The organism is Haloterrigena alkaliphila (assembly GCF_017352155.2).
Lineage (GTDB): Archaea > Halobacteriota > Halobacteria > Halobacteriales > Natrialbaceae > Haloterrigena > Haloterrigena alkaliphila.
This window is the reverse complement of sequence record NZ_CP071462.1, coordinates 2,921,992-2,945,621: the sequence shown is the minus strand read 5'-3', so window position 1 is coordinate 2,945,621 and position 23,630 is coordinate 2,921,992. Positions and strand designations below refer to the sequence as shown.

At 67.7% G+C, this 23,630-nt stretch carries 35 protein-coding genes; 12 read left to right on the top strand and 23 right to left on the bottom strand.

Annotation, left to right across the window (positions count from 1 at the left end; translation table 11 throughout):
- Positions 1-241: 241 nt before the first annotated feature.
- Both J0X25_RS33205 and J0X25_RS33200 read right to left on the bottom strand, forming a co-directional pair.
- The gene (locus J0X25_RS33205) at positions 242-379 is read right to left on the bottom strand and encodes a hypothetical protein (protein WP_207288165.1); all 138 of its coding nucleotides are present in this window, start codon (positions 377-379) and stop codon (positions 242-244) included.
- 189 nt (positions 380-568) lie between these two features.
- The gene (locus tag J0X25_RS33200) at positions 569-742 is read right to left on the bottom strand and encodes a DUF7556 family protein (RefSeq protein ID WP_207288164.1); all 174 of its coding nucleotides are present in this window, start codon (positions 740-742) and stop codon (positions 569-571) included.
- A gap of 281 nt (positions 743-1,023) precedes the next feature.
- On the opposite strand from J0X25_RS33200, the gene J0X25_RS33195 reads away from it, so the two are divergent.
- The 3 genes from J0X25_RS33195 to J0X25_RS33185 all read left to right on the top strand — a co-directional run bounded on the left by J0X25_RS33195 (position 1,024) and on the right by J0X25_RS33185 (position 3,630).
- Positions 1,024-1,578, top strand: a complete 555-nt coding sequence (locus J0X25_RS33195) for a GMP synthase subunit A (RefSeq protein WP_207288163.1) — start codon at positions 1,024-1,026, stop codon at positions 1,576-1,578.
- A gap of 242 nt (positions 1,579-1,820) precedes the next feature.
- A complete protein-coding gene (locus tag J0X25_RS33190) occupies positions 1,821-3,119 on the top strand; it encodes an ArgE/DapE family deacylase (RefSeq protein ID WP_207288162.1) in 1,299 nt (432 codons plus the stop codon).
- 295 nt (positions 3,120-3,414) lie between these two features.
- Positions 3,415-3,630: a hypothetical protein gene (locus tag J0X25_RS33185; protein WP_225896669.1), complete on the top strand. Its 216-nt coding sequence runs from the start codon at positions 3,415-3,417 to the stop codon at positions 3,628-3,630.
- A 124-nt stretch (positions 3,631-3,754) separates the two neighbouring features.
- On the opposite strand, the gene J0X25_RS33180 is transcribed toward J0X25_RS33185, so the two are convergent.
- Both J0X25_RS33180 and J0X25_RS33175 read right to left on the bottom strand, forming a co-directional pair.
- Positions 3,755-4,015, bottom strand: coding sequence for a DUF3194 domain-containing protein (locus J0X25_RS33180; protein ID WP_207288161.1), 261 nt, complete (start codon positions 4,013-4,015; stop codon positions 3,755-3,757).
- Positions 4,016-4,414: a prefoldin subunit beta gene (locus tag J0X25_RS33175; protein ID WP_207288160.1), complete on the bottom strand. Its 399-nt coding sequence runs from the start codon at positions 4,412-4,414 to the stop codon at positions 4,016-4,018.
- Positions 4,415-4,519: 105 nt separating this feature from the next.
- On the opposite strand from J0X25_RS33175, the gene J0X25_RS33170 reads away from it, so the two are divergent.
- Positions 4,520-5,617 carry an iron transporter gene (locus J0X25_RS33170; protein ID WP_207288159.1) on the top strand — a complete coding sequence of 366 codons (1,098 nt, stop codon included), beginning with the start codon at positions 4,520-4,522 and terminating at the stop codon, positions 5,615-5,617.
- Positions 5,618-5,623: 6 nt separating this feature from the next.
- Here J0X25_RS33170 and J0X25_RS33165 read toward each other — a convergent pair whose 3' ends face one another.
- The 10 genes from J0X25_RS33165 to J0X25_RS33120 form a co-directional block, all read right to left on the bottom strand.
- Positions 5,624-6,124 (bottom strand): DUF2243 domain-containing protein, encoded by a 501-nt coding sequence (locus J0X25_RS33165; RefSeq protein WP_207288158.1) that lies wholly within the window; start codon positions 6,122-6,124, stop codon positions 5,624-5,626.
- A gap of 104 nt (positions 6,125-6,228) precedes the next feature.
- Positions 6,229-6,492 carry a KEOPS complex subunit Pcc1 gene (locus tag J0X25_RS33160; RefSeq protein ID WP_207288157.1) on the bottom strand — a complete coding sequence of 88 codons (264 nt, stop codon included), beginning with the start codon at positions 6,490-6,492 and terminating at the stop codon, positions 6,229-6,231.
- A 1-nt stretch (position 6,493) separates the two neighbouring features.
- Positions 6,494-6,628 (bottom strand): DNA-directed RNA polymerase subunit P, encoded by a 135-nt coding sequence (locus tag J0X25_RS33155; protein ID WP_207288156.1) that lies wholly within the window; start codon positions 6,626-6,628, stop codon positions 6,494-6,496.
- A 20-nt stretch (positions 6,629-6,648) separates the two neighbouring features.
- Positions 6,649-6,924, bottom strand: coding sequence for an eL43 family ribosomal protein (locus tag J0X25_RS33150; RefSeq protein WP_207288155.1), 276 nt, complete (start codon positions 6,922-6,924; stop codon positions 6,649-6,651).
- A 122-nt stretch (positions 6,925-7,046) separates the two neighbouring features.
- Positions 7,047-7,250, bottom strand: a complete 204-nt coding sequence (locus tag J0X25_RS33145; RefSeq protein WP_207288154.1) for a hypothetical protein — start codon at positions 7,248-7,250, stop codon at positions 7,047-7,049.
- 148 nt (positions 7,251-7,398) lie between these two features.
- Complete coding sequence (locus J0X25_RS33140) at positions 7,399-8,154, bottom strand: DUF2103 domain-containing protein (RefSeq protein WP_207288153.1); 756 nt, start codon at positions 8,152-8,154, stop codon at positions 7,399-7,401.
- A gap of 60 nt (positions 8,155-8,214) precedes the next feature.
- Positions 8,215-8,760, bottom strand: a complete 546-nt coding sequence (locus J0X25_RS33135) for a hypothetical protein (RefSeq protein WP_207288152.1) — start codon at positions 8,758-8,760, stop codon at positions 8,215-8,217.
- Positions 8,761-8,762: 2 nt separating this feature from the next.
- Positions 8,763-9,263, bottom strand: a complete 501-nt coding sequence (locus J0X25_RS33130; RefSeq protein ID WP_225896668.1) for a hypothetical protein — start codon at positions 9,261-9,263, stop codon at positions 8,763-8,765.
- A gap of 74 nt (positions 9,264-9,337) precedes the next feature.
- Positions 9,338-10,174: a 5'/3'-nucleotidase SurE gene (gene surE, locus J0X25_RS33125; RefSeq protein WP_207288151.1), complete on the bottom strand. Its 837-nt coding sequence runs from the start codon at positions 10,172-10,174 to the stop codon at positions 9,338-9,340.
- Between the two features lie 57 nt (positions 10,175-10,231).
- Entirely contained in the window at positions 10,232-10,660 is a 429-nt protein-coding gene (locus J0X25_RS33120) for a zinc ribbon domain-containing protein (protein ID WP_207288150.1), read from the bottom strand.
- Positions 10,661-10,847: 187 nt separating this feature from the next.
- Here J0X25_RS33120 and J0X25_RS33115 point away from each other — a divergent pair, with 187 nt between their 5' ends.
- On the top strand, positions 10,848-11,369 hold the full coding sequence (locus J0X25_RS33115; protein ID WP_207288149.1) for a DUF8173 domain-containing protein: 522 nt from the start codon (positions 10,848-10,850) through the stop codon (positions 11,367-11,369).
- A gap of 51 nt (positions 11,370-11,420) precedes the next feature.
- On the opposite strand, the gene J0X25_RS33110 is transcribed toward J0X25_RS33115, so the two are convergent.
- Together J0X25_RS33110 and truD are read right to left on the bottom strand one after the other, a co-directional pair.
- A complete protein-coding gene (locus tag J0X25_RS33110; protein WP_207288148.1) occupies positions 11,421-11,726 on the bottom strand; it encodes a hypothetical protein in 306 nt (101 codons plus the stop codon).
- A 114-nt stretch (positions 11,727-11,840) separates the two neighbouring features.
- Positions 11,841-13,214, bottom strand: coding sequence for a tRNA pseudouridine(13) synthase TruD (gene truD, locus J0X25_RS33105; protein WP_207288147.1), 1,374 nt, complete (start codon positions 13,212-13,214; stop codon positions 11,841-11,843).
- A 468-nt stretch (positions 13,215-13,682) separates the two neighbouring features.
- Between truD and J0X25_RS33100 the strand changes: the two genes are divergently transcribed.
- A complete protein-coding gene (locus J0X25_RS33100; RefSeq protein ID WP_207288146.1) occupies positions 13,683-13,895 on the top strand; it encodes a hypothetical protein in 213 nt (70 codons plus the stop codon).
- Between the two features lie 18 nt (positions 13,896-13,913).
- On the opposite strand, the gene pth2 is transcribed toward J0X25_RS33100, so the two are convergent.
- Both pth2 and J0X25_RS33090 read right to left on the bottom strand, forming a co-directional pair.
- The gene (pth2, locus tag J0X25_RS33095; RefSeq protein ID WP_207288145.1) at positions 13,914-14,252 is read right to left on the bottom strand and encodes a peptidyl-tRNA hydrolase Pth2; all 339 of its coding nucleotides are present in this window, start codon (positions 14,250-14,252) and stop codon (positions 13,914-13,916) included.
- Between the two features lie 74 nt (positions 14,253-14,326).
- On the bottom strand, positions 14,327-15,142 hold the full coding sequence (locus J0X25_RS33090; protein WP_207288144.1) for a hypothetical protein: 816 nt from the start codon (positions 15,140-15,142) through the stop codon (positions 14,327-14,329).
- A gap of 142 nt (positions 15,143-15,284) precedes the next feature.
- On the opposite strand from J0X25_RS33090, the gene dcd reads away from it, so the two are divergent.
- From dcd to J0X25_RS33075, 3 genes are all read left to right on the top strand, one after another.
- Positions 15,285-15,884 (top strand): dCTP deaminase, encoded by a 600-nt coding sequence (gene dcd, locus J0X25_RS33085; RefSeq protein WP_207288143.1) that lies wholly within the window; start codon positions 15,285-15,287, stop codon positions 15,882-15,884.
- 326 nt (positions 15,885-16,210) lie between these two features.
- Entirely contained in the window at positions 16,211-17,110 is a 900-nt protein-coding gene (locus J0X25_RS33080; RefSeq protein ID WP_207288142.1) for a thiamine-phosphate synthase family protein, read from the top strand.
- Between the two features lies 1 nt (position 17,111).
- Entirely contained in the window at positions 17,112-17,921 is an 810-nt protein-coding gene (locus tag J0X25_RS33075; RefSeq protein WP_207288141.1) for a class I SAM-dependent methyltransferase, read from the top strand.
- A gap of 92 nt (positions 17,922-18,013) precedes the next feature.
- On the opposite strand, the gene J0X25_RS33070 is transcribed toward J0X25_RS33075, so the two are convergent.
- From J0X25_RS33070 to J0X25_RS33060, 3 genes are all read right to left on the bottom strand, one after another.
- The gene (locus tag J0X25_RS33070; RefSeq protein ID WP_207288140.1) at positions 18,014-18,424 is read right to left on the bottom strand and encodes an acyl-CoA thioesterase; all 411 of its coding nucleotides are present in this window, start codon (positions 18,422-18,424) and stop codon (positions 18,014-18,016) included.
- A 107-nt stretch (positions 18,425-18,531) separates the two neighbouring features.
- The gene (locus J0X25_RS33065; RefSeq protein ID WP_207288139.1) at positions 18,532-19,296 is read right to left on the bottom strand and encodes a DUF7001 family protein; all 765 of its coding nucleotides are present in this window, start codon (positions 19,294-19,296) and stop codon (positions 18,532-18,534) included.
- Positions 19,297-19,411: 115 nt separating this feature from the next.
- Entirely contained in the window at positions 19,412-20,302 is an 891-nt protein-coding gene (locus J0X25_RS33060) for an NAD-dependent epimerase/dehydratase family protein (protein WP_207288138.1), read from the bottom strand.
- A 74-nt stretch (positions 20,303-20,376) separates the two neighbouring features.
- On the opposite strand from J0X25_RS33060, the gene J0X25_RS40020 reads away from it, so the two are divergent.
- The 3 genes from J0X25_RS40020 to J0X25_RS39840 all read left to right on the top strand — a co-directional run bounded on the left by J0X25_RS40020 (position 20,377) and on the right by J0X25_RS39840 (position 20,977).
- On the top strand, positions 20,377-20,526 hold the full coding sequence (locus J0X25_RS40020) for an alpha/beta hydrolase domain-containing protein (RefSeq protein ID WP_225896759.1): 150 nt from the start codon (positions 20,377-20,379) through the stop codon (positions 20,524-20,526).
- A 140-nt stretch (positions 20,527-20,666) separates the two neighbouring features.
- Positions 20,667-20,837, top strand: a complete 171-nt coding sequence (locus tag J0X25_RS33050) for a hypothetical protein (protein ID WP_207288137.1) — start codon at positions 20,667-20,669, stop codon at positions 20,835-20,837.
- A 14-nt stretch (positions 20,838-20,851) separates the two neighbouring features.
- Positions 20,852-20,977, top strand: a complete 126-nt coding sequence (locus J0X25_RS39840) for a hypothetical protein (RefSeq protein ID WP_284145155.1) — start codon at positions 20,852-20,854, stop codon at positions 20,975-20,977.
- Positions 20,978-21,019: 42 nt separating this feature from the next.
- On the opposite strand, the gene J0X25_RS33045 is transcribed toward J0X25_RS39840, so the two are convergent.
- The gene (locus J0X25_RS33045) at positions 21,020-21,952 is read right to left on the bottom strand and encodes a sulfide-dependent adenosine diphosphate thiazole synthase (RefSeq protein ID WP_207288136.1); all 933 of its coding nucleotides are present in this window, start codon (positions 21,950-21,952) and stop codon (positions 21,020-21,022) included.
- Between the two features lie 138 nt (positions 21,953-22,090).
- A complete protein-coding gene (locus J0X25_RS33040; RefSeq protein WP_207290920.1) occupies positions 22,091-23,539 on the bottom strand; it encodes an MATE family efflux transporter in 1,449 nt (482 codons plus the stop codon).
- Positions 23,540-23,630: the final 91 nt, after the last annotated feature.

Genomic DNA, 23,630 nt, shown 5'->3' with positions numbered 1-23,630 from the left:
ACTCGAGAGCGACGCTCCCTTCTCGAGTTCCAGCTGCCGTCCGATCGATCCAATCAATCGACGATTCCGCTTCGATCCGTCGTCGATTCCGCTCCGATCGCTGTCGCTCTCGACACATCGACACGGACAACAGGTGACCGACGCGCTATCGGCCACAACCGCAGGCGTCGCGACGCCGCACGAGTTCGAGCGGGGATCGAACCGTCCGCTCCCCGATGTGTGTCTCGCAGTCCCTACTGCGTCACAGCGCCATGAAGACCAGCCACGGCACGACGAACAGGGCGACCGTCAGGACGGCGAGGATCAGTGCGTATCCGAGTCCCGTTCCCGCTGCGGTGAGCCACGCCGGATGATCGAATTCGCTGAGATCGACTGCCATATCGGTACCGTCCGGTGAGACGAGTATAAACGTACCGGAACGAGCGGCCCTGTCGTTCGCTGTCATCCGCATCGAACGCTCGCTGTCATCCGCGCCGGTCGGTCCCCGCCACCGGTGTCGGTTGGGTTGACCGCTATCACGGCTCGAGTCGATTCCCGCTCCCGCCCGGCGGCGCGTCGAATGACGGCGTTATCGCCAGGCGTCGAGCGAAACCGCGTCTCGCTCCGTCATCGAGAGCCAGGCGTCGTCCCGACCGATATCGGCGATAACGAGGTGTGGGCGATCCTCGATCTCGTCGATCGCGGAGACGACGGTTTCGTCGTCCGACGACTGATTCCCGACCGCTTCGCCCTCAGGTGTCATATCCAACGATACTCTCGGCGCCTGTATGAATGTTTTGGTATATCTCGAAACAGTGGTTGAACACTTGGTGTTATCGAGCTCTTTTTCCATAGTTTGGTTCTAGTGCCGATAGGAGTGGGAGATAAGAAGAAAACCCCTTCGTGCCGCCCGGGCGCAACCGGCAGTGCGAGCCGGTCCACCGCGGTGCGAAACGCGCCGCGGCCCGCCCACCGTTGCGGTCCGCGACGATTCGAAATCGGTTTCCGGACCGTTTTTACCGGCTGCCCGGCTAGCCACCCCCAATGACGAAGATCGTCGTGGTGGACAACCACGGACAGTTCACCCACCTCGAGCGCCGGGCGCTACGCGACCTCGGCGTCGACACGGAGCTGATCGACAACGAGACGCCGCCCGAGGACGTCGACGCCGACGGCGTCGTCCTCTCGGGCGGCCCCGACATGGATCGGGTCGGCCGTTCGGCGGACTACCTCACCGCCGACGTCCCGGTGCTGGGAATCTGTCTGGGAATGCAACTGATCGCCGAGGAACTCGGCGGGAGCGTCGGAAGCGGCGAGTACGGCGGCTACGCGGACGTAACCGTCGATATCGTCGACGACGCCGATCCGCTGACGGGGTCGCTTCACCCCGAAACGCGCGTCTGGGCGAGCCACGCCGACGAGGTCACGGAACTGCCCGACGGCTTCGAACTGACCGCCCGCAGCGACGTCTGCGACGTCGAGGCGATGAGCGACACCGACCGCGACCTCTACGGCGTCCAGTGGCACCCCGAGGTCGCCCACACCGAAGAGGGCGACGAGATCTTCGAGAACTTCCTCGAGATCTGCGAGTCGCGGTAAGGCTTCCCGAGTCGTCTCGACCGCCGGTTCGACTCGTCGACTTCGCCGCTCTCCGATATATCTTCTACAGGAATAGGAGTACCGACGGTTCCCCTCACGTCGCTGTCGGTGACGCCGCTGTTGGGTAGTAGGCCTCTCCCCTGTAACGACGGGGGGATGGACTGTCGGGTTCCGGCGGCCGATACGGGCGAGCAGCGGGGGAAAGGCGTAAGTACGCAGTGTGCTGTATCGTACCGTGGTATATGTCTGCAATAGACAGGAGCGTTCTCCGCGAGCGGATCGAAGACAGGCGCGAGGAGCTCGTCGATCTCCTCAGTGAACTCATCGCCCGGGAGTCCGTGACCGGCAACGAAAAGCCCGCACAGGAGGTTGTCGTGTCTCGGCTGGAATCCCACGGTCTCGAGGTCGATACGTGGGAACCCGACGCCGACGACCTGCGGGACCATCCCGGCTTCTTCGAGACGTCGTCCTACGCGGAGTACGGATACGACGACCGCCCGAACGTCGCAGCGACGTGTGACGGCGCCGGAAACGGGCGGTCGCTGACCCTGAGCGGACACGTCGACGTCGTTCCGGTCGACGAAGACGAGTGGCGCTACGACCCGTGGGACGCCACCGTCGAAGACGGGCGCCTCTACGGCCGCGGCAGCAACGACATGCTCGGCGGCGTCGCGACCATCCTCGTCGCCTTCGAGGCGCTCGACGACCTCGACGTCGAACTGGCCGGCGACCTCACGATCCAGACGACCATCGAAGAGGAGGACGGCGGCCCCGGCGGCGTCCTCTCCGCGCTCGAGCGCGGCTATCGGCCCGACGCGGCGATCATCACCGAACCCTCCGGGCTCCCGGATATCGGGATGGCGAGCGGCGGTGTCATGTACTTCCGCGTTCGCGTGCCCGGGAAATCGGCACACGCCGCGCAGGGCTACGCGGGCGTGAACGCCATCGGGAAGGCGACGACGCTCTATCGGGCGCTCGACGAACTGGATCAGGAACGGAAGTCGCGCATCTCCTACGAACCGGCCGTCCGTCAGAACCCGAAACTCGACGGCCACGAGACGAACCTGAACGTGGGCAGTATCGACGGCGGCGACTGGCCCTCGACGGTCCCCTCCGAAGCAGTACTGGAGGGGCGGATCGGCTGGCCCCCCGGCGAAACGCGCGAGGAAGTCCGGGCCGAAATCGAAGCGGCCGTGCGAGACGTCGCCGAGGACGACGAGTGGCTGTCCGACCACCCGCCAGCACTCGAGTGGTTCGGCTGGAACGCCGCGCCGCACGAACTCGACACCGACGCGGAGATCGTCCGACTCGCGCGGGAGAACGCGGAGACGGTCACCGGCGAGGAGACGACCTTCGGTGGCGGCGCCGCCGGCAACGACGAACGGTTCTACAACCGGTACTACGATATCCCCTGTCCGTCGGTCGGTCCGCGCGGCGACAACATCCACGGTGCCGACGAGTACGTGGAAATCGATTCGTTAGTCGAAACGGCACAAACGCTCGCGCTGACGGCCGTCGACTGGTGTGGAACCGTGGAGTGATACCCACCGACTCGCGGCGTTCTCGACCCTCCACGCTTATGTCGGATCGGTGAATTTACGTCGGTAATGGGTTCGCTCAGCGTGCGCGATCACCTCAGATCGACCGACGGCGACTACCCGCCGGGAATCTACCGCGTCGTCGGCACTGGCGAGGCCACCGTCACCTTGCTTCGGGTCGGCGACGCCGACGGCCGGCGGATCAACACCGGGGAGGTCGTCACGGTCGACGCCACTACCCTCGAGGCGTTCGAGCCGGCCGACGATCCGGACGGGAACCGCCCCGCTCGGGACCGCCGTGACGGCGGAACTCGAGATGGTCTACTGGCGAATTCGGGTTTTCGCCGAGCAACTGATCGCACAGCCGGTCCCGGCGACCGTCGCGGCGACGCTCGTCGCGGTGGGTTACGTCGGCGATACGTTCGGGTACGTCTCCGACACCGTAGCGAGCGTCCTGCTGTTCGTCGGTGTCGTCGGCCTCGCGTACGTCGGGAGCGGTTCTCTGGACCGGTAGCGACCAACCCGACCGCTCGGGGAGAACGGGATTCGAATCGGGACGTCGACACGCACCGCTCGAGGTGGAAGAAGAATCGGCGGGTCGACGACCGCCGAGGTGCCGCGACCGCGAATCGGGTCCGCTACGCCTCGAACAGGTCGTCGACCGCGTCCCGTGCGGCGCGCGCTGCGGCGTCGGCCACCTGATCGGGGCCGGGACCCGGTCCCTCCTCGGCACCGGGGACGTTGAGATAGACGTCGACCTCGAGGACGCCGTCCTCGAAGGCGACGGTGACGTCACAGTCGCGCACGTTGGACTGCTTGTACCGCGAGAAGATCAGCCCCTCCGCGGCGTCGGAGGCCGTCTGGACGACCGCCTCGTCCGTCGGCTCGTCGGCTGGCATTTATGCGCCGCCCGCACCCGGACCGCCCGGACCGGCCGGGCCGCCCATGCCGCCACCGCCGCCGAGCAGTTCCTCGAGCTCGTCCTGCAGGCCCTCGAACTGATCCTGGACGCGCTCTTCCTGTTTCTCGAGGGTCTCGAGGCGGATCTCGAGGGAGTCGACTTTGTCCTCGAGGTCGTCCTCGGCCTCGTCGTACTCCGTCTCGACGAGCAGTTCGCCGACCTTGCGGTACATCTTGGTGTCGCCGTCGATCTCCTCGAGTTCCTCGAGGGCGTTCTCGGCCTCGGTGAGGCTCGATTCGGCCTCCTGTTTCTGGACGGCGACCTGCTGAGCGGTCTCCTGAAGGTCCTGAAGCTGTTCGATTTTCTCCTGCGCTTCCGGCGGCAGATTACCCTGCATATCTCGACGGTCGCCCTCCGGACTGATAAAGCCAAGCTTTGTCCGCTGCGAGGGCCGGCGTCGGCAGCCCGGGGCGCTTTTCGGGTCGACGGTGTGGTGATCGATATGCGACGGCGCGAGGCGCTGGCAGCCGGCGGATCGGTACTCGCGGTACTGTCCGCTGGCTGTCTCGAGGCGCTCCGTCGGGACGACGCGTGGCGCGAACTGGTCGTCGACCCGCCCGAGGGGGTCTACGTGCCGCCACACGCCGACGAGATGGTGCGCTACGGGACGGCGACCGCGGTCGGCCGGGAGATTTCGCTGCTGGCGTCGCGTCCCCACTCGTTCTGGGTCGTCGCAGACGCCGAGCGCAATCGGGCCGACGTCCGCTCGCGACACGATCTCCACCTGATGGCGACCGTCCGGGACGCCGAAACGGGGGCGTTCGTCCCGGCGCCGGTGACGACGACGATCCGCGCTCGCGGGGCCGACACCGACGAGCCGATCGACCGGCGATCCCTCTGGCCGATGCTCTCCCAGCGGATGGGTGCCCACTACGGGGACAACGTCCCGCTCGCCGGCGACGGTTCCTACGTGGCGACGATCCGCGTCGGCGCGACGACCGCGAACGCGACCGGTAGGCGCGCGGACGTCCTCGAGCGCGAGACGAGCGTCGAGGCCGAGTTCGCGTTCGACACCAACGAAATCGAGGGCCTCGAGCGCCGGTTGATCGACGAGGCCGAGGGCCGCGGCGAGGCCGGCGCGCTCGAGCCGATGGATCACGCCGTGAGGGGTGACGTCGGGCCCAGCCGCGACCCGGGCGCGGAACTCGGCGCCGCGACGAGCGGCGACATCGAGTACACCGCGACGCTCCTCGACGATACCGATCGGAGCGGAATCGACGCGCCGATCCTCGCGGTGACACCCCGAACGGCGTACAACTCGTTTCCGCTCCCCTTCGCCGGCCTCGCCGCGTCGGTCGCTCGAGACGGCGAGCGGATCGCGAGCGCGCCGCTCCGGGAGACCCTCGACGCCCGACTCGGCCACTGCTACGGGACGGCCGTCGATCCGGCTATCCTCGAGCGCGGCGACGAACTGACGATCGACCTCGAGACGCCGCCGCAGGTGGCGCGCCACGAGGGGTACGAGACTGCGTTTCTCGAGGAGCGTTCGGTGACGTTCTCGAGGACGAATCGGTATCGAGGGCGCTCGAGCGCACCGTGAACCGTCTCATTCGGTCCGACTGGCGGCAGCGGTGGCGGGGTGGACGGCCCTGTCGACCGTCTGCAGGAGGGCCACTCCGAGCGCGAGCATGACGACGCTGACGACGACCCAGTGGGGGTTCCACGCCTCCGTCCCGTGGACGACGTTGTGCAGGTCGAGCACGTAGTGGTCGACGATGCCGTCGAAGACGTTGAACACGCCGGCGCCGACGAGGATCGACCCGACGAGATACGTCGTCGAGAAGCGTCGGTCCGTCCCGTTGACCAGCCGCCAGAGAAGCCCGAGTCCGACGAACGCGACGGTGAGCGTGGCGATCAGGAACAGGCCGTCGAACATCACGTTCGTCCGGTAGCCGTCGAGGCTGTACGGATCGTAGTAGCCCGACAGAAGGTGATGGGTCTGCAACGTGAGGTGGAAGATCACGGTGTCGACGACGGCCCCCATTCCGAATCCGGCCGTACCGCCCGCGAGCAGGAGCCGCCGTCGCAGGCTGTCTCGTGACGCCATACCGACGCTTCGGCGGCGACGGACAAAAATCGAGAACCGGCACCTGCTACGCGCAAACGCGTTCGCGGGACCGCCGGTCTCGTACCGTTCTCGATCCCGGCCGACTACGACTCGAGGACCGCCGTCCCAGAATCGGCCGTCCGTTCGGCGACGTCGATCAACGTAAACCAGGTGTTCAACGCGGCCCGCAGGGCGATCACGTCCGCAGCGTCGATATCGATCCGGACGATCGATCCATCGCGTTCGATGCTCGTCCGCGAGCGTGCGTCGTCGATTTCGCCGACCTCGCGGGCGACGCTTTCGGCGACGATGCGTGCGCGAGACGGCGTCTCGTAGTCGAACTCGAGCGTCGCGTCGTGGGTGGACACGCTAGACGACGTCGACTTCCTTGACGTCGCGACTGCGCTCTTTCAGCAGCACGCGGTGGCCACAGTAGGGACAGCGGACGCCACCGTACTCGTCGAGCTGGACGTCGCGTTTACAGCGAGAACACTTGTAACTCATAGTGAATCGTAACTCGAGGGTTATTCGTCGTCTTCGTCTTCGTCTTCGGCCAGCGCCGCGCGGATCGAGCGCGTGACCGTGCGGCCCGCTGGCGTTTCCGGACGGTAGGCGCCGCCGGTGAAGACCTCGCCGGTCTCCTCGTTCTTCCAGATGCCGGTGCCGACGCGCGTGACGTCGTCGCCGTCGACCTGGGCGTGTTCCATATCGTCTTCGATCTCGCTGACGCGACGGCGGGCGACGCGACCGTAGCGGGCGCCGAAACGGCCCGCGCTACCCACGCTTCCTTTCTTGGCCATAGTAGGACTAGCTATCGCCAGCGGATTCTTAAACCTGTTGAGTTAGGGCGGATGCGAATCCGCCGACGCCAGCGACGGTCAGCGACGAGAGCGACCGTCGGGCCGATCCGCCCGGGGGGTGATCAGTTCGTCGCCCGCTCGGCGACGGGACCGGTCAACAACTCCCCGAAGACCAGCGCGAGTGCGGCGAGCGGGCCGACGGGAGCGAGCGGGGCGGCCAGGAGTCCGGTCGCGACGCCCGTCAGTGCGATGGCCGTTCGCAGGGCGAGTCCACTCACCGCGAGCAGCGGAATCGCAGCCAAGACGGCGTCGGGACGCTCGATCATGGCTAATTATATCTAATTACGCCATCCGGATAAGGGGCCGACAACCAGCAGACAGTGTCTCTTCCATCAGGTGCGGACAATACTTGCGAGTTGGACGTCGACGCTCTCGCCGGCCGTCGGCGGACTCGCAGTGCCGTGAGGGCCGTCCTCACTGGAACTCCGCGTCGTCCAGCACCTCGTTTAAGTCCTCGCGGATCCGTTCGCCCATCTCCCGGTCGCGGGCCGTCGTCACGACGCGGTTCTCCTGGACGCTCGAGCCGTCCCGGAGGAGCATGCGAACGTTGCCGCCGTGGTCGGCGCGGGTGACTTTCGCGCGAAGCCCGGACTGCGAGCCCTTGCCGCCGGCGTCGATCGGTCCGGGGATGACCTTCTTGACGTGGGGGTGGCCCGCGACGGCCCGGATGGCTCGCATTCCGGTCCGCCCGCCGATGAGCGTCGAGTGGCTGCCGCCGATCTTCTCCGCGGGCGGCGTCTCGACCACGTCCAGCGCGCGATTCCCTCGCCGGTCCACGACCGCCGCGACGGGGTCGTCGTCCTCGACGCGGTAGAACGCGTGGTGGATGTCCTCGCGGACGGCCTGAATCACCGCCCGCTCGCCGCCCGCGTAGACCTCCTCGGGCCGCTTGCGCCTGATCTCGTCGCCGATCAGCCCCGCGAAGTTCCGGAGTTCGACGACCTCGTTCTCGCCCGCTTCGGGGGTCGTGGTGATCGTCGTCTCACCCAGTACCGGATCGTCAGTTCCGCGTCCCGCCGCCGTGGCTTCGTCGCCATCGCCTGCAAGCATCGTGAGCGTCGCCCGCTCGCGCCCCGCCTCGAGAACGATCGCTTCCGTGTTCGTCTCCCGGCAGACGAGACAGAAATCGCCGGGTTTCTCGAGCGGCGATGCGCAGTGGCGACACTCCATAGACTACCCCATCATTGGCCGGTCGGATGTAAAACAGGCGGGTTTTCGACCGGTGTCGTCCTACGACCCGCTTCCGGCGACGGTCGCGTCGTCGCGTCCCGTCTGTCCGTCCGCGTCGGCGACGGTAGCGACGATTCGATACTCGGCGAGTCGCTGGGATCCTCGAGCGCGGAGCCGCTCGGTCGCGGCGTCGCGGTCGCCGTCGAGGGTCGCCGTCGCCGCGTCGACGACGTCACCGGTGTCGGGATTCCGGAGTTCGAACTCGACCTCGTCCAGATTCCCGTCGGCGTCGGTCGCCTCGAGGGAGACGTCGTACCGGTCCTGACTGCCCCCGGTGTTCGCACTCACGTCGGTGATCGTCGCGGTCGGCGCCGGGCCCGAGTCGGAATTTCCATCGCCGTCCGTTCCCCCACCGTCGCGATCCATCACGCGGATGTCGTACGTGACCGCTCGGGGCGCTCCGTCGCCGAAGCGGAGCGTCGCCTCGACGTCCCGGCTCGCGTCGACGTTCGCGGGCGCGTCGTAGACGAACGTCGCGCGGTCCTCTGCGTCGGTGACGGGATCGACGGCTCGAACGCGCCCGTCGCCGCCGGCCGTTCCCGTCATCGTCACGCCGCTGACGGGGTTGTCGAACCGTCCTCGAACTCGTCCAGGTCGGGCTCGACGACGTGATACCGGTTCGTGTTGGTCGCCTCATCGTAGAGGATCGTCACGTACGCGTACGGTCGGTTCACCCAGTAGCGATCGACTTCCTCGTAGGCCTCGAGGTAGCCGAAATCGAAGAACTCCGTCTCGATGAACGCATCGGACGGCCGACCGGGAAAGGCGTCGTCGGGCCGGTCGTCGAATGAGTCCCGCACGTCCTCGAGGACGGCGGCTCGCACCTGTCGGGTCGACTGCGTGCCGGACGGCGCGATCGCCGAGGTCGTCGCCGTCTCGTCGGCGTCGGATTCCGTCGGGCCGTCGGCACCGCTCCGGCGCTCGTCGTTCTGCGGGGCGACGGGGTCGACGTCGCGTTCGGTCCCGGACGCGGGACCGATGTCGCGTGGCGGGTTCGACGGGATCTTCCCGCGGGTTTCGTCGTCGCCCGGCTGGTTGCCGTCCGGCATCGATCGATCTGCTACCCCGTGTGAGGCGACCCTCTAAATCGTATCGGCTGGTGAGAATGTGAGCGCGGTGACCGCTACAGAATGTCGTCGAGTATGTTCCGAACGGCCTCGGTCTGCACGACGTCGTAGGGGACCCGTATCGGAGAAATCGAGATCTGCCCCTCGAGCAGCGCGTGTCGATCGGTGTCCTCGGGGTCGGGGATGTCCCGGTTGGCCATCTGCTGCCAGAGGCGATTCGTCAGCTGAAACCGGCCGTTCTCCATGGCGGCGTCCATCTCGTAGACCTCGGTCGGCCGGGTCAGCGCGAACTCGTCGCTCTCGACGTCGGGCCGCGGGACGTTGACGTTCAGGTAGTCGACGCGGTCGAACAGCCCGGTCCCGGGCGTCCCCTCGACGAGCGCGGCGGCGACCTCGCCCGCGTGTTCGAAGTCCGCGGGCACCTCCTCGCCGTCCATCCCCAGCGTGTCCATCGAGACGGCGATCGACGGCGTCTCGAGGAAGGCGGCCTCCATGGCGGCGCTGACGGTGCCCGACCGCGAGAAGACGTAGGCGCCGAGGTTCGCGCCGGAGTTACAGCCCGAGACGAGCAGGTCGGGTTCGGGCTCGATGGCGTTGACACCGACGATGGCGCAGTCGCAGGGCGTACCGTCGACGGCGTAGCCGAGTTCGTGCTCGGTGTGGGGGACCGGCGAGGTGAACGCGTCGGCCTCGAGGTCCAGCGCGAAGTCGTCCGTGTCGGAACTCGTCCGGCCGTACGACAGCGATCGGCCGACGGCGCTCTGGTTGCGGTCGGGAGCGATCACGGTGACCGACGCGACCTCGGTGAGCGCGTCGTACAGCGCCCGGATACCGGGCGCGTCGATCCCATCGTCGTTCGTCAGGAGGACGTGTGGCGGTGAATCGGGGTCCATGTGTCGTACCCGTGAGATGCGCGGCGAGCTACCTATGGGTTCGGTTCTCGGCCGACGCTACGAGTCGGTCCCACCCGCGTCCGCGAGGGTCGTCCCGCAGTTCGGACAGTACCGCGATCCCTCGGCGACCATCGCCTCGCAGTCGGGGCACGCGACGGTCCGCTCCTGGTCGCGCGCGGTCGCGAGGTCCTCGCCGCAGTCCGGGCAGTATCTGGCCGCCGACGAGACGGCTGCGCCGCAGTTCGGACAGTCGCGCTCCTCCCAGAGAACGCGCCGCCGGGAGTTCGAGACGTAGTTGTACGCCCCCCAGACGACGTTCCCGACCCCCATCGAGAACCAGAAGGTCAGGAGGGCGACCAGCAGGTGCGAGAGCAGCGATCCGAACTCCCGGTCGACCATGACGACGTGGTCCGGCGCTTCCTCGTCGATGGTCCACCCCTGCGCGATCAGGTCGTCGATCTCCCGCTGGAGCCGTTTGCTGTGCATACCCGGTCTAGAACTCGAGCGGCCAAAAGCCTGTCAGCGCCCATCGCTCGTGCAGTTCCGCCCTCGGTCCGCCTTGCTCGAGTGGGCGGGGGACAGCAACGAACGTCCTGTTCGGGCTCGTCAAGGGAATCGCGGACGCAGGGGTCAAATGCGTGAACGTATCGTTTCTCGAGTCCTCTAGGGAGGCATGATCGAACTCGCACAGTCCGTCGCGACGACCGCGCTGCTCGCGCAGGCGAATCCCGGAATCGACGTCGATATCGGCGCCACCGAGGGGCTCGTCGGCGGCGCCGTCAGCGCCTTCCTGACGACCCTGGTGGTCGGCGCCATCATGGTCGCGATCGCCCCCGCGTACACGGAGCGGATGATGGCAGACGCGCTCGAGGACCCCGTCGGGGCCTTCCTCTACGGCATCGTCTCGCTGCTCGCGCTCGCGCTCCTGACCGTCCTGCTGGTCGTCACCATCGTCGGGATCTTCGTCGCGCTTCCGCTCGTGCTCGTCGCCTATCTGGTGTGGGCGGTCGGCGCCACCGTCGGCTACCTCGCCATCGCCGACCGACTGGTCGGTCGCGCGTACGGCTGGCTGCAGCCGTTGCTCCTCGCCGCCGCGATAAACGGCGCGCTCGCGCTGACCGGGGTCGGCGGCCTCGTTTCGATCTGCGTCGGCGCGGTCGGCTTCGGCGTCGTCCTCCGGAACGCGCTCGGCTGAGTCGCGGGAGCAGTCGCTCCGACGCTGTGGAATCGGGCGCCAGCCACTCGGTCACCACGGGAGCAGGCGGCGGACGCGGGACAGAAGCGACGGTTTCTCACAGCGGACGCGCAGCGTGGTCCCCTCGCTCTCGAACGTCGCCTCCCGCGCGGCGATCCGCTCGCCGCCGGGCAACTGAATCTCCTGATCGTCGATCGGGACCGTGCCACCGCTGCCCGCGCCGAACGAGGTCGGTTCCGGCGGTCCGCCCTGCAGCTCCGGGACCGGATCGCTGTACTCGATTTCGTACACCGTCGTCCCGTCGACCACGTCCCGGTGCCAGTCGACGATCTCGCGGTCCTCGTTCTCGCCGATCATACTGCCACGGTCGCAACAACTCCACAAAAGGCGTTCGGCTGGCGGGCCGTGAGGCGGTCGGCTACCGTCCGAGAGGCGTTCGGCTGCCGTATCGGTGGTCGGCGACGGTCGCCGTCACCCTAGCTCGAGCGGATCGACCTTCAGGAACTCCCGGCAGAGGACCGTCGCGTACGACCCCTTCGGCAGCGCGAACGAGAGCGTAAGCGGATCGGTCTCGAGGGAGAGAGCCGTCCGGACGAGGATCGCTCGCCGGGTGCCAGTCGAGTGAAATTCGCCGGGCAGATCGAAGTCCGCGGGCTCGAGGTTCAGTTCGTCGAGGACGCTCCGTTCGATCTCCCCTTGCTCGCCGTCGGCGAGTTCCGTCTCGGTGCCCACGAGCGGCGCGGTGACGAACGCGCGTCCGCGCTCGCAGTGGCGCCGCACCGAGCGCACGCGGCGCTCGTCGACCCGCTGGAGGCGATCGGTGTCGGGCAGCTCGAGGCCCGCGGGGGCGTCGGTGTCGGCGAAGCAGGCCACGTCGCCCGCGACGGGTTCGTCGAACGGCAGGCCGCGCTCGAGGCGCTCGGAGAGCATCAGGTTGAACGCATAGGACTGCGCGGCGTGGACGAACAGCCGCTGGAGATTCGAGGGGAGCCGCTCGAGGGCGGCCCGGAAATCCTCGGGTCCGGGCTCGCCGTCGACCTCGGCCAGCCCGTGACAGAGCGAGCGCTCGTACCGGAGGCGGTGGGGGAAGCGCTCGAGGGCTGCCTGCCAGTCGCGGGTCTCCTGGACGAAGGCGCGGGCCTCCTGCGTGGACTCGGGTTCCGCGTCGGTCGGGTTCCCGAGGTAGGCCATCACCGCGCCCGCCCAGTCGCCACGGACGATCTCGAGGCCGACCGCGTGGGTGACCGGCCGACGACTGCCGAAGCGCTGCTGGCCGAAGAAGTTGGGGACGCCGACGGAGACGCTCGAGCCGTCGTCGCCGTCGGTCGCGTCGGCACCGCCGTCCTCGAGGCCGCCGAAGGCGTGCAGTTCGTCCGCGATTTCGGTCGCGTTCTCGGGGTGCTCCGCGTCGCTGACGACCAGTTCGAACGCGTTGCCCGCGAGGTCGCCGAACTCGAGGTTTCGGCCGGCCCGCCCCAGCACCTCGAGGTCGGCGCCGTTTACGTCCGGGAGGTTCGTCGGGTCCGCCCCGTAGATCGAAAACAGCTGCGTGGTGACCGCGTACTTGTCCTTCGTCCCGGCCCAGTTGACCCGCTCGCGGGAGACGCCCAGCGCGTCGGAGAGTCGCGAGGCGAAGTCGTTGGTGTCCCAGCCCGACAGCCTCGCGCGAACAACGAGGTGCGGGTAGGCGTCCGCGTCGGCGTCGACCGGCTCGGTCGAGAACCGCTCGAGTTCGCGCACGCGGAAGTGGTCGTCGGCCTCGCGCAGGCGGCCCCCGACGCCGTCGCTGTCGGTGACGTAGTACTCCATGCCGACGGCCCGCTCCGTTGGATGTGCCGGACGCATGCTGATTGTCGGCGCTTGGGCGGCCGGGGATAAATCGGTTCGTTCTCGCGTCGCTCGCCGGATCGTTCGTCCGTCGGCCGACCCTCGCGCGCTGACCGAACCGATTATCGGCCGGGGCGGTCGACGGTGGCCGTATGGACGCGACCGGTCTGCGAGACCCGCTCGAGTCGTCGGTCGGGCTGGCGGTCGGTATCGGACTGGTGACGCTCGCGACGGGCGACTGACCCGGCCTCGGATTCGCGCTCGGTATCGCGCTCGTTCCGGTCTTCTTCGTGGCGCTCGCGCAACTCGACGGCCCGCTCGAGGTGCGGACGGCCCGAATCGGCGCGACCGTCGTGGCCGGCGGGCTTCTCGCTGCGGCGCTGTGGCTGCTGTGACGGTGTGACGGTTGCTCCCCTCTCGAGCGCCGTCGCACCGGGGCCGGAGCGACCCCGACACTTTTGGTCCTATCAGTTGTTAACAACGTCTATGGGTGGGAAACGGGAGTCGCCGAACGCGGAGAAATCGAAGGGAGTCGCCGTCTGCGACGGCTGCGAATCGGTCGTCTCGGTCTGGGTGAGAAGCGACGGGCGAGTGGATCCGATCAGTCCGCAGGGGGTGTGCACCTGTGCGGAGCCATCGCTTCAGCTCGTGGACGACGGTGAACGCGAGCCGGAGGAATCGACGACGAACGGCCCGTAACAGCGCTCTCGAGCCGTCTCAGAACAGGGAGAGGTCGCCGGTGACGCTGTCGACGCGGTCGTCGCCCGCGGGGCCGACGGCCAGCGTCGTGACGGTTCCGGGCTCGAGTTGCGTGTGACCGGCGTCCCTGACGACCGCGTTCGGGAGGCCCTCGCTGTCGGCGATGGCGGCGAGTTCGTGTAGCTGGCGTTCGCTCTCGCCTTTCAGGACGACCTTCTTCTGGCCGCTCTGTTTCCACTGGCTCCGGAGTTGGCTGTCCGCCTTCTCGTAGGCCGACAGCGACGCGTGGGCGACCTGCGCGGCGAGTTTGCCCTGCCCCATCCCGATGTCGGTGCGGGCGACGATGGCCTGCTTCATGGCCGAGAGAAGACGGGGGACGCCTTTAGCAGTGACTATTTCCGCAGCTGTGACCGAAGAGCGCCCCGAAGCGGTCAGCGAACGATCTCGCCCTCGAGGCCGAGTTCGCGTTCGGTTCGCCGCGCCTCGGGCCCCGCTTCGACGAGGCTCGGTTCGGCGGCCGGCCCCGAGAACCGTTCGGGATCCGGGTCGACGCGTTTGACCACCGACGAGAAAACCGAGCCGCGCCGGCCCGACGCCGAGACGATCCCGCCGTACTTGCGCTCCTCGAAGGTGGTCTCGTCCGGGTCGGGGAACTCCTCGCGGATCATGTCGGCGCCCTCTCTGACGTACTCCGCCGCCCGCCGCTGGGAGTACTGGCTCTCCTCGTAGTACGTCTCGGCGTGCTCGCGGGCTAGCTCCTCGGAGCAGTGTTCCGGCGACTCGTAGTGGATCGCCTCCGGCGCGGTGCAGTCGCTGGCGAAGCGAATGTTCAGCGTGAACCCGTCCGGATAGCGGAGGAGCAGCGGCGCGTACACCATCTCCGTCACCGTGGGCCACTGCTGAACCCGCCAGACGCCCTCGAAGAAGTACGCGGTGATCTCTGCGATCCGGTCGTCGCGGTCGCCCCGAAAGTACGCCATCGCGACCTCCTCGTAGTCCTCGCCCGCGATCCGCTGCAGTCGTCGCTGGAAGCTCTCCGCGGCGTAATCGAACCCCTCCTCGTAGGCGGTGAGCAACGGGACGTCCGGATCCGCCAGCAAGTCCGCCTTCCGCTCCTCGGCGTCCGCGATAGTCATCATGTTCTCGTGGAAGACCCGCTCGGCCTCCTCGTCGGGAAGCGGGATTCTGACAGATCGCTGATGTAACACCCCCGCATCGCCGTTGAACCGCTCCTGTTGCCCCTCCATGAGAATCCATTCGGGGTACCACTTACTAATCGATTCGGGCCACGAGTTGGAAAGTGAACCATCGAAGAATATTCGGCTGCCGTTCACGCACCCCCACAACGGATCGGGTGATTTAGGGCCTCGTGGTTCGCACCGACTCGGTATGATCCTCTCCGACGCGGACATCCTCGAGCGCCTCGAGGCCGGCGACCTCGTCGTCGAACCGCTAGACGACCCCGAGTTGCAGATCCAGCCCGCCAGCATCGACCTCCGGCTCGGCCAGGAGTTCCTCGAGTTCCAGCGGACGAACATTCCCTGCATTCACCCCAACTCCGAACAGGAGGTCGACGAGTACGTCACGGAGACCGTCGTCGAGGACGGCGACGACTTCATCCTGCACCCGGGGGACTTCGTGCTGGGAACGACCCACGAGCGCGTCGAGATCCCGGCCGATCTGATCGCCCACGTCGAGGGCCGCTCCTCTCTGGGTCGCCTTGCCGTGGTAGTCCATGCCACAGCGGGACTCTGCGATCCGGGGTATCGCGGCCAGATCACCCTCGAGCTATCGAATCTCGGCACCGCGCCGGTCGCGCTCACGCCCGGCATGCGGATCTCGCAGTTGACCTTCACCGAACTCAAGACCGAAGCAAAGCGTCCCTACGGCAGCGAGCGCGGCTCGAAGTACCAAGATCAGGCCGGGCCGCAGGCCTCGCGAATCCAGAGCGACGACGAGTTCGGCGGGGATCAACTCGAGCGCGACTAGTCGATACTTCTTTCAGCAGTATCGCTTTCGGGGGCGATCACAGCCGTTCCTCGAGTGCGGGAACGGGTGCGCGGAACACGCTGCTATCGTGGCAACTAGGATGGCCACACCCTCCCCAGCCGATTCGCTCGGTCACGACGTTCCCTCGCTCATCCCTCGCACGATGTCGCATCGCGGCTCGTTGTTCACTCGCCGCGACGCAGCGCGCGCCACCGAAACGGTGGCGAACGAACCCGTCGCTCAGCATCCCTCCTCGAGCGCTCGATTCCGATCCCGGGACCCACCGATCCCACAAGTTATTCCGCGCGCGGACGTAGGTCCGACAAATGCAATTCGTCGAAGAAATCGTCGTGGACGAGTTCCTCCCGACGGTCCGGTCGCTGCTGGCCGGGGAACTCCGCGAGCGCGGACTCACTCAGAGCGAGGTCGCGGAGGTCCTCGGGATCAGTCAGAGCGCCGTCTCGAAGTACGCCCACGGCGACGTCACCACCAACGAGCGCATCGCCGACGACGAGCGCGTCGAGGGGCTCGTCGGCGAACTCGCCGACGGGCTGGCGGCCGGCGACGTCACGCCCGTCCAGGCGCTGATCGAGATCGAAGTCCTCGTTCGCGACCTCGAGACGGGCGGCGACCTGCTGGCACAACTCCACGAGGAGGCGGTTCCCGACCTCGCCGACCACGGCGCGAGCTTTCGGGTGCACGACCCCGAAAACGACCTGCGGACCAGCGAGCGCGTGCTGTCGTCGCTCCGGCGCGGCCTGCGCATCCTCGAGAACGCCAGCGGCTTCTCGACCCTGATCCCGGCGGTCGGCTCGAACCTGGTCGCCTGTACGCCCGACGCCGCGGACGTCGACGACGTCGCCGGGGTTCCCGGCCGCATCTTCGACGTCAAGGGCCAGACCACGGTGCCGTCGGGTCCCGAGTTCGGGGTCTCCGAACACGTCGCGACCGTCCTCCTCGCCGCGCGCGACCACGGCGCGGACGCCTCGGCGGCGATCAACGTCCGGTACGACAAGAACCTGCTCGCGGAACTGACCGAACAGGGTCACACGACGGCCGAGTTCGACGAGTCGAGCGACGTCGCCTCGAGCGTCGGCGCCGCGATCGAGGACGATCCGGAGGCGACGGTGCTCTACCAGACCGGCGGGATGGGGATCGAGCCGCTGATCTACGTGCTGGGACCGGACGCGGAATCGGTCGCGGACGCGGTCCGATCGCTGATCTGAGATGGCGGGCCTCCCCTCGAGACTCCGAGCGCTCGATCCGCGCCGAGATTCGGAATCGGGACCGGCCACTGGAACGAGAACGAACGCGGCGTCTGAGACCGCCCAGGAGTTCTACGGCCGCTGGGCGCGCCTCTACGATCTCGTCGCGCGCCGCACGCCCGGAATCCCGGCGCTGCGACGCCGAGCGGCGGCCGCCTGCCGCCTCGAGCCCGGCGACACCGTCGTCGAGATGGGCTGTGGCACCGGCGCGAACCTGCCGTACCTGCGCGAGCGGGTCGGTCCGGAGGGGACCGTCATCGGAATCGACTTCACCGGACCGGTGCTCGAGCGGGCGCGGGAACTGACGGCCGAGTACGACAACGTGCACGTCGTCCGGGGCGACGCGACGCGGCCGCCGCTGGGCGCGCTCGAGGACGACCCTGATGCCGAGGACGCGCCAGCTGACGGGGTGCCAGCCGACGAAGCGGCCGTCGACGCCCTCCTGGCGACGTTCGTCGTCGGCATGCTCGAGGACCCCGCCGGCGCGGTCGACGACTGGTGTGACCTCGTCGGCCCCGGCGGCCACGTCGTCCTCGCCGACGCCGCCTCGAGCCGCGAGTGGTACGCGCCGCCGGTCAACGCTCTCTTCCGGGCGATCGTCGTCCTCTCGACGCCGCCGACGACGAAACTGCGCTACGAGCGCGATCCGCACCGTCGGCTGGACGAGAAGATCACCGACGCCCACGCGCGCCTCCGCGAGCGGTCGACCGCCGTCGCCGACGAATCCCACGTCTTCGGCGTCGTTCGGCTGACCGGTGGTCGGCTGGAGTGATCGGCGGCGGCAAACTGCCGTGATCGCCGGCGGACTGGCGTGATCGGCAGAGAAAAACGGTGATCCGAAGTCGATGCATCCACGAGGGTCGCCTACGCCGGCGCCTCGATTCCTTTATATTTCGCGATCGGGTCGCGGAGCTCGTCGGGCAGCGGCGACGGTCGCTTCGACTCGGGGTCGATGTGGACGATGGTCGTCTCGGCGGTCGCGGCCACGTCGTCGCCGACCCGGATCTCGTACTCCATCGTGCAACTGGACTCGCCAAGTCGACCGATCCGGAGGGCGACCTCCGGGTCGTCGCCCTTGACGACCGGTCGTCGGTAGTCGATCTCGAGGTTGGCGATGACGAAGGAGATGTCCTCGGGGGCGACGCCGACGACCTCCTCGAGGAAGTCGGTGCGGGCGACCTCGAGGTAGCTCGCGTAGACGGCGTGGTTGACGTGGTTCAGCGGATCGAGATCGCGGTAGCGGACGGGGATAGAGACGGTAAACGGTTCACTCATTGTGTGTTGAAGATGCCGGCTGTGACAAAAGAGGGCTGCGGTTCTGGCAATCCCGGAGCGGGGAGTCGATCGCTGCCGGAGCGGGGATTCGTCCGTCGCCGGTGCGGTCAGCCCTCGTACAGCCGAGCGTGGTCACTGCAGAACTCGGGGTCGCGCAACTGGGCCTCGATCAGGTCCTCGTGGTAGTGCGCGTTATAGAGGCGACACGCCTCGCTGTCGCAGAAGGTCTCGCCCGTCTCGAGGTAGTGGTACGCCTGCAGAACGTACCCCTTCAGGGCGTCGGTCGTCCGGGGGTCGTCCTCGATCAGGAACTCGCCCTCGACCCGATTCTCGAGGACCTCCCGGGGCGGCGCGTCACCAGAGAGCAGCGCGTGGCGCTGCTTTGCCTCGTAATAGGCCTCCGGCTTAGCGGGGGCCTCGTAGAGCCCGGGCACCGAGACCAGCGCGGGTTGTCCGAGGACGGTCACGCGCTTGTGCCAGCGACCGTCGTGGTCTCCCCACGTTCCGATCGCGCGGTCGAGGATCGCCACGTGGAGCGTCTCGAGGCCGCGCTCGGCTTCCGGGAGCGCGGCGTTGAGCGCCCGCTGGACGGCCACGCCGTCGTAGAGCACTCCGCCCTCGCGTTCGGGGTGCTCGAGCGCGCGCTCCTCGTACCGGATCGTCCCGAGCATCGTGTTGCCCGTCTCGCGTTCGTAGGGCGAGGGGACCCGCCCCTCGGCGAACCGCTCGGGGAGGTCGTCCGTTCGGTGGACGTCCAGAAACCGATCGCGAACCGTCACCGACGCGTCGATTCGGTCCGCGAGCCAGTCGGCGACGGTGTCGGCGTTGACGACGGTCGAGGGCGCGCGATAGCAGATGACTTCGTCGACCATATACAACCTAGTCGTACCACTCGGTGAAACGCTTGCGGTCACCGGTCGGTCCGCGGTGGGACGGGACGAACACTGAACGTCGGATTCGCGGGTTCGACGACGGACCGACAGACTGTCATTCGTCGAGAAACGCCGGCCTCTCCACGCGCTCGGACTCGGCCTCGCGCCACGAGTGTGTGGGCTCCCACCCCAGTTCCCGGCGCGCTTTCGCCGTCGAGAACGCCGACTGCTCGCCCTCGAGGTCGCAGTCGGCTGGGAGGTCGCCGAAGACGGCCTCGATCGCGTCCGCGGTCGGGCGGCCGAGGTAGTTCTCGGCGGCCATCGCGTGGTACGGCTCGTGGCCGTCGACGTCGGCCGCGAGGGCAGCCTCGACGATCGAGACGACGTCGCGCACGTCGACGTACGACCAGAAGTTGCCGCTGGGCTCGGCCGAGTCGGGGTCGAAGCCGTCCCGGACGTCGCCACACCGGTACTCGCCGGGGTACTGGACCCACGACGGACGGATCGAGGCGACCGAGACCCCGTGCTTCCGGACCGCCTTCGCCGCGAGTTCTTCGCCGACGAGCTTCGACGCCCCGTAGCCGTCTTCGGGCCGCTGCGGGTGCGATTCGTCGATCGGCAGGGCGTCCGGCAGGAACGGCTCGTCGGCAAAGGGCATCCCGTAGAGGCTCTCGCTCGAGGTCCAGACCACGTCCGCGCCGACTCGACCCGCGGCCTCGAAGACGTGATAGGCCGACGAGACGTTGGTCAGGAACGTCTCGGTCTCGGGCGCGAGGTCCATCCGCGGAATCCCGGCGCAGTGGATCACCGCGTCGGGCTCGCGCTCGAGGATCGCCTCCCACGCCGGCCCCTGTTCGGTGAGATCGGCCGCGAGGAACGTGACGTTCTCGCGCTCTCGCGGCGGTCGCTCGAGGTCGATCCCGACGATCTCGTGGCCCTCGCCCGCGAAGTGATCGACGGCCCAGCTTCCGACTCCGCCGGTCGCACCGGTCACGACGAGTTGCATGGTCGAAGGCTGCTCGCCCGCCGCGAAAACGGTGTGGATTCGGATTCCGTCTCGAGGATGCCACGCTCGCCGCGCTGTACGATTCCGACGACGACTACGTCGCCCAACTCGAGACCGCGACCGACGACGCCGTCGAGCGCGGCCACCTCCTCCAGTCCGACGCCGAAGATCTCCTCGAACGGGCGACCAGCGCCTCGATCGGTATCGATTCGGTCGACGGCTGAGCGGAAAGCGCGACTCGAGTCCCGTTCCGCAGCCGCCGGCGTCAATGCGTGCCATTACTCGACGAAGGATCGCTCGTCGCGAATCGCAGGTGTACGTACCGTCAACAGAGTTACCTTTCTCAAAAGACGACTCGATAGCGATGTACATTCCGCTGGCCGGAAATGCCCTCCAGATCGCGTCGACGATCGATGTCGCATCTTCGGTCGGTCGGTACGTCCTGCTCGCCGCGTTCGGAGTGATAGTCTTCGTGCGGATTGTGCTTCAGTTCGAGCACATACACGAGATCTACGGTGACGACACGGCTTCGTAGGAGTCGAAGAACAAATGTCTCTCGTGTGGGCCCGCGTTCCGGCGGACGCCGACGCGTGCGGGTACTGCGACGAATCGCTCACCGACGAGGACGAACCGTCCGCCGACGAGGCGCCGGACTACGGGTGGATCAACGACTGACGGCGCCTCGAGTCACCGAAAACGGCGGCGTCCGGGACCCGCTCAGTCGTCCGCCGGCGATGCCGCGCGCGAGGTGATGTCGACCGGGTCGGCGTCGACCTCGAGTTCGTCGAGCGCGACCTGTGCGGCGCGCTTACCCGAGACGAGCATGGCGCCGAAGGTTGGACCCATCCGCGGGAGGCCGTAGGTGGTTGCCGTCGCCATCCCGGTCGCGATCAGACCGTCGTGGACGAGGCCCGTGTGTTCGACGACGGCGTCCTCGGACTTGCCGACCCACATCGAGTCGTGGCCGGGCGAGTCGTGGCCGGGAGCGCCGTAGCTGTCGTCGCCGGTCTGGTCCATGCCGGTCGCGTTGGCCTCGGCGTCGCCGATACCGGGCGCGTCGAGGACGCCCCGCTCGTCGAGTTTCTTGACGGCCATCGCGTCGTGGCCGGTGGCGTCGATGACCAGATCGGCCTCGACGGCGATGGGGTCGACGCAGGTGATCTCGCGGGGCAGGGCGTGGACCGGCGTCCAGTTCATCACGATACCCGAGACCTTGTGATCCTCGCGGATGACGATGTCCGTGAACTCGGTCATGTTCTGCATTTTCGCGCCCGCATCGCAGGCGGCCTTGATGAGACCCGAACAGGCCTCGGGGCCGTTGGCGACGTAGAGCCCCTCGCTGTCCGCGGACTGCTTGTGCGAGACGTCGAGTTCGTCGAGGATCTGTTGGGCCGGGTCGCGGACGGTGACCTTGTTCATCAGGAAGCCGCCGAGCCAGAACCCGCCGCCGAGGTAGTTGTTCTTCTCGACGACCATCGTCTTGACGCCGCGCTCGGAGAGCTCCTTCGCGGCCGTCAGCCCCGAGGGACCCCCGCCCACGATGATCACGTCCGAGTCCGAGAAGTCCATGAACTCCTCGGTCCACTCCTGTCCGATCGCTCGAGTGACGTCCGCTTCGCCGACCTGACTGAACTGCTCGAAGTCGCTCATACAACCTAGTGGTAGTATCGGATGGTGAAAAGTCTATCGTGACGAACATCCCGAGAAATCAATTTTCGGACCCGTATACGGGCGAATAGATCGACATTCCTCGTGATCGATCGTGCGGTTCGGGAACGCCGTCGGCCGTCAGTCGTCGACCGACTCCGGATCCCGGTCGCCCGCCGGACGGTCCGTCCGCGGGTCGGTTCCGTCCTCGTTGCCGTCGATGACGCCCTCCGTCCACGTTCCCAGCCGGAACCAGGCGACGGCAACGACGAACGAGGCGACCATTCCAAACGAGTAGGCCCACCAGATCCCCTCGACGCCCCACTCGAGGCCGCTGATCTCGAGGCCGACGCCGGGAACCGTCACCGTCCAGCCGAAGGCGAGGACGAGCGCGACTGGGACGCGGAAGATCCACCGCGAGAGGAAGGAAAGCACCATCGCCTCGCGGGTGTTACCGGCGCCGCGGAACGCGCCCTGGATGACCATCACGCCGGCGAACAGCGCCCAGAAGGGGGCCATGATCCGCAGGTAGACGACTCCCTCGGCGATCACGTCCGGATCGCCGACGAAGATTCGCATGGCCTGTGCGGGGAACGCGATCAACACCGCCGCCACGGCACCGATCAGTACCATCGTCCCCGCGGTCGCCGTTCGCGCGACTGCCGCCGCTCGGTCGGGGGTCTTCGCACCCAGATTCTGCCCGACGCCGGTCGCCGTCGCGTTCCCGACGGCGCCGGCGACCGACCACGTGACCGACATCAGGCGGACGCCGATGCCGTAGGCCGCCGTCGGGTTCGCACCGAAGCGGGCGACGAACCCGGCCATCGCGACCGACGCGAAACTGCGCGCCCAGCCGTCGATCGTCGACGGGTAGCCGACGTCGACCAGCTGTTTCAGGACGGTCACGTCGGGTGTGAGATCCTCGAGCCGGAGTCGAACCCCGAATCGGCCGTCGAGCAGGATGGAGACGCCGGCGACGGCGGCGAGCCCGCGGGAGACGAACGTCGCCACGGCGGCGCCGCGAGTGCCCATCGCGGGGAACGGCCCCCAGCCGAGGATGAGGAACGGATCGAGGACGACGTTGATCCCCGCGGAGACGAAGACGAGCCACATCGCCGTCTTCGTGTCGCCGGCGCCCTGAAGCGAGGAGCGAAAGGCGAAGAAGAGGAAGGTCAGCGGCAGCGCCAGGAAGATGATCTCGACGTAGGCCAGCGCCTCGACGAACACCTGATCGCGCGCGCCGATTAGGGTGAGCAGCTGGCGCCGGAAGACCAAGCCGACCGCCGCGAGGACGCCCGAGACGGCGAGCGTGAGCAAAATCGTCTGGGCGACGACCCTATCGGCCATTCGATCGTCGCCGGAGCCGACGTACTGGGAGACGAGTGCGATGGTCGCCGCGGTAATTCCCATCGCCGTCGAGACGAACATCCAGGAAAGGGGAAACATCAGCGAGACCGCGGCGACCGCCTCGCTGCTCACGCGGCCGACCCAGAACATATCCGCGAGGTTGTAAACGGTCTGGAGCAGGTTACCCAGCACGAGCGGCCACGCGAGGTGCAGCAGTTTCGGCGGGATCGCTCCCGTCGTCATGTCGACGCGCTTGCGCTCGGGTTGCGATTCTGCCACGTGTCCCCTCCGTCCGACTCTCGCCCGGCGACGTGAAAAGGACTCGGCTCCCGGT

Excerpts from the sequence above, each read along its gene's own strand:
- J0X25_RS33115 (WP_207288149.1), top strand. The coding sequence starts at position 10,848 with ATGATCGAACTCGCACAGTCCGTCGCGACGACCGCGCTGCTCGCGCAG.
- J0X25_RS33075 (WP_207288141.1), top strand. The coding sequence starts at position 17,112 with ATGGCGGGCCTCCCCTCGAGACTCCGAGCGCTCGATCCGCGCCGAGAT.
- J0X25_RS33100 (WP_207288146.1), top strand. The coding sequence starts at position 13,683 with ATGGGTGGGAAACGGGAGTCGCCGAACGCGGAGAAATCGAAGGGAGTC.
- J0X25_RS33065 (WP_207288139.1), bottom strand. The coding sequence starts at position 19,296 with ATGGTCGACGAAGTCATCTGCTATCGCGCGCCCTCGACCGTCGTCAAC.
- J0X25_RS33110 (WP_207288148.1), bottom strand. The coding sequence starts at position 11,726 with ATGATCGGCGAGAACGAGGACCGCGAGATCGTCGACTGGCACCGGGAC.
- J0X25_RS33180 (WP_207288161.1), bottom strand. The coding sequence starts at position 4,015 with ATGCCAGCCGACGAGCCGACGGACGAGGCGGTCGTCCAGACGGCCTCC.
- J0X25_RS33155 (WP_207288156.1), bottom strand. The coding sequence starts at position 6,628 with ATGAGTTACAAGTGTTCTCGCTGTAAACGCGACGTCCAGCTCGACGAG.
- J0X25_RS33205 (WP_207288165.1), bottom strand. The coding sequence starts at position 379 with ATGGCAGTCGATCTCAGCGAATTCGATCATCCGGCGTGGCTCACCGCA.
- J0X25_RS33120 (WP_207288150.1), bottom strand. The coding sequence starts at position 10,660 with ATGCACAGCAAACGGCTCCAGCGGGAGATCGACGACCTGATCGCGCAG.
- J0X25_RS33195 (WP_207288163.1), top strand. The coding sequence starts at position 1,024 with ATGACGAAGATCGTCGTGGTGGACAACCACGGACAGTTCACCCACCTC.
- J0X25_RS33145 (WP_207288154.1), bottom strand. The coding sequence starts at position 7,250 with ATGATCGAGCGTCCCGACGCCGTCTTGGCTGCGATTCCGCTGCTCGCG.
- J0X25_RS33060 (WP_207288138.1), bottom strand. The coding sequence starts at position 20,302 with ATGCAACTCGTCGTGACCGGTGCGACCGGCGGAGTCGGAAGCTGGGCC.
- J0X25_RS33170 (WP_207288159.1), top strand. The coding sequence starts at position 4,520 with ATGCGACGGCGCGAGGCGCTGGCAGCCGGCGGATCGGTACTCGCGGTA.
- J0X25_RS33200 (WP_207288164.1), bottom strand. The coding sequence starts at position 742 with ATGACACCTGAGGGCGAAGCGGTCGGGAATCAGTCGTCGGACGACGAA.
- dcd (WP_207288143.1), top strand. The coding sequence starts at position 15,285 with ATGATCCTCTCCGACGCGGACATCCTCGAGCGCCTCGAGGCCGGCGAC.
- J0X25_RS33135 (WP_207288152.1), bottom strand. The coding sequence starts at position 8,760 with ATGACGGGAACGGCCGGCGGCGACGGGCGCGTTCGAGCCGTCGATCCC.
- J0X25_RS33130 (WP_225896668.1), bottom strand. The coding sequence starts at position 9,263 with ATGCCGGACGGCAACCAGCCGGGCGACGACGAAACCCGCGGGAAGATC.
- J0X25_RS33090 (WP_207288144.1), bottom strand. The coding sequence starts at position 15,142 with ATGGAGGGGCAACAGGAGCGGTTCAACGGCGATGCGGGGGTGTTACAT.
- J0X25_RS33040 (WP_207290920.1), bottom strand. The coding sequence starts at position 23,539 with ATGACGACGGGAGCGATCCCGCCGAAACTGCTGCACCTCGCGTGGCCG.
- truD (WP_207288147.1), bottom strand. The coding sequence starts at position 13,214 with ATGCGTCCGGCACATCCAACGGAGCGGGCCGTCGGCATGGAGTACTAC.
- J0X25_RS33190 (WP_207288162.1), top strand. The coding sequence starts at position 1,821 with ATGTCTGCAATAGACAGGAGCGTTCTCCGCGAGCGGATCGAAGACAGG.
- J0X25_RS33070 (WP_207288140.1), bottom strand. The coding sequence starts at position 18,424 with ATGAGTGAACCGTTTACCGTCTCTATCCCCGTCCGCTACCGCGATCTC.
- pth2 (WP_207288145.1), bottom strand. The coding sequence starts at position 14,252 with ATGAAGCAGGCCATCGTCGCCCGCACCGACATCGGGATGGGGCAGGGC.
- J0X25_RS33045 (WP_207288136.1), bottom strand. The coding sequence starts at position 21,952 with ATGAGCGACTTCGAGCAGTTCAGTCAGGTCGGCGAAGCGGACGTCACT.
- J0X25_RS33175 (WP_207288160.1), bottom strand. The coding sequence starts at position 4,414 with ATGCAGGGTAATCTGCCGCCGGAAGCGCAGGAGAAAATCGAACAGCTT.
- J0X25_RS33165 (WP_207288158.1), bottom strand. The coding sequence starts at position 6,124 with ATGGCGTCACGAGACAGCCTGCGACGGCGGCTCCTGCTCGCGGGCGGT.
- J0X25_RS33150 (WP_207288155.1), bottom strand. The coding sequence starts at position 6,924 with ATGGCCAAGAAAGGAAGCGTGGGTAGCGCGGGCCGTTTCGGCGCCCGC.
- J0X25_RS33080 (WP_207288142.1), top strand. The coding sequence starts at position 16,211 with ATGCAATTCGTCGAAGAAATCGTCGTGGACGAGTTCCTCCCGACGGTC.
- J0X25_RS33140 (WP_207288153.1), bottom strand. The coding sequence starts at position 8,154 with ATGGAGTGTCGCCACTGCGCATCGCCGCTCGAGAAACCCGGCGATTTC.
- J0X25_RS33050 (WP_207288137.1), top strand. The coding sequence starts at position 20,667 with ATGTACATTCCGCTGGCCGGAAATGCCCTCCAGATCGCGTCGACGATC.
- surE (WP_207288151.1), bottom strand. The coding sequence starts at position 10,174 with ATGGACCCCGATTCACCGCCACACGTCCTCCTGACGAACGACGATGGG.
- J0X25_RS39840 (WP_284145155.1), top strand. The coding sequence starts at position 20,852 with ATGTCTCTCGTGTGGGCCCGCGTTCCGGCGGACGCCGACGCGTGCGGG.